Origin of the sequence: Paenibacillus sp. AR247 (genome assembly GCF_002968895.1) — a bacterium.
Taxonomy (GTDB): Bacteria; Bacillota; Bacilli; order Paenibacillales; family Paenibacillaceae; genus Paenibacillus_AQ; species Paenibacillus_AQ favisporus.
The window spans coordinates 803,489-805,083 of sequence record NZ_PCZT01000009.1; the positions used below are offsets into that span (position 1 = coordinate 803,489).

2 protein-coding genes are annotated in these 1,595 nt (G+C 51.3%); both read right to left on the reverse strand.

Features of this window, described 5'->3' with window-relative positions; genetic code table 11:
* The coding region (locus CPT76_RS11765) for a HAMP domain-containing sensor histidine kinase (RefSeq protein ID WP_105443047.1) at positions 1–1,203 on the reverse strand (1,203 nt) is incomplete at its 3' end.
* On the reverse strand, positions 1,200–1,595 hold a 396-nt coding region (locus CPT76_RS11770), incomplete at its 5' end, for a winged helix-turn-helix domain-containing protein (protein WP_146116298.1). The genes CPT76_RS11770 and CPT76_RS11765, both read right to left, overlap by 4 nt.

Genomic DNA, 1,595 nt, shown 5'->3' on the forward strand with positions numbered 1-1,595 from the left:
GATTCCATAATCTTGAATCGATATGCACACCCGTTTTTGCTCTTCGTAGCAGCGAATGTCGATTTCTTTATGTTCCGCTGAATATTTGACTGCATTTTCAATGACGATCAACAGCATCTGCTCCAGGTGAAGCGGGTTGATCCTCACCAATTTACCGGTACCCTCTGCTTTCATGCGAAAAGCAAATTCCGGATACAAATCCTCCATCCGCTGAATGGTTTGGGCCATAAACGGTTCAATCCGGATCCGTTCGATATGATCGGTCAATGTCGCTGAATCTGACTTGGACAGTGCCAGAAGCCCTTGTACGAGCCCCTTCAGCCTTCGGACTTCCTGAAGCGACGCATTCAGCGACTCCTCCAGGATGACTGGATCCTTTTTCCCCCATCGATTCAGCATGTTCAAGTGACCTTCCAGAATGGTGATGGGCGTCCGCAGCTCATGCGAGGCATCGTCCACGAACTGCTTTTGCTGGCGGAATGACACTTCCAGCTGGTCCATCAGCTCGTTGAACAGGCTGGCCAACTGTGATAATTCGTCCCCGTTTCCGATGTTTCCGACGCGTTCCTGAAGCCCGTTTTGCTTCACATTTTGGATGGTAACAGCAAGCGCCTTAACCGGCCGCAAAAACTGCTTCGCTATCGCCCAGCCGCTGGCAGCGCTGATGCATACGGCCAGAAAGCCTCCGATGACCATGACCCACAGCAGTGTTGCGTTAAAATGGTCGAAAGTTTCGAGATTCGTCGCCATTTCGACCGTTCCCGATTCGTTCTTGATCGCAAAGGGTGTCCGGTAAATGAGAATGTGGTCTTCTCCATGCCACGCATCCTGCAATGAGCTCTTTGTAATCGGCAGCGGGGTGATCCACTTCGGATTAAAATGGTTCGTAACCAGCAGCAGATTCGCCCCGTTGTCGTCAATCAGGCGGATCATTTGATTTTTACCGAGAATATTGCGAATGAAAGAGCTCGCTTCCGGTGATTCCAGCGATTCCTTCGTTGCCTGCTGTTCTTCCAAATAACCCTGGACCTGTGACATCATGACATGAAGCGCGTCCCGTTCCTGGTTCAGCATCCAGTGCTTCAATACCAGATATTGGGCAAAATTGTACGTGGCAAACAGCAGAAAAATGAGCAGCGTTGCGCCAATCATCAGCTTCCATATGACAGGCAGCCGCTTGAGCCAATCAGTTATTCGCCTCATGTCCGCATCACGTATCCCATTCCGCGTACGGTTTGGATGACGCTTTCTTCTCCGGCAGAGTCCAATTTATTCCGCAAATACCGGACATACACATCAACCACATTCGTCTCCACCTGCGAATCGTAGCCCCATACCAAGTCGAGCAGCATATCTCTGGTCTGGACCAGGTTTGGATGCTTCATAAACACGGCCAACAGGTCGAATTCACGCTTCGTCAGCTCGATGGGGGTACCGCCCCGGGTAGCTACTCTGGCATCCAGATCCACCGTAATGTCCCGGAATGTCAGAACTGCCCGATTCGGTTGATCCTGAAGCTCAATCCTGCGGAAAATCGCGCGCATGCGGGCGAGGAGCTCCTCGATGTCAAAAGGTTTGGCGATATAGTCATCGGC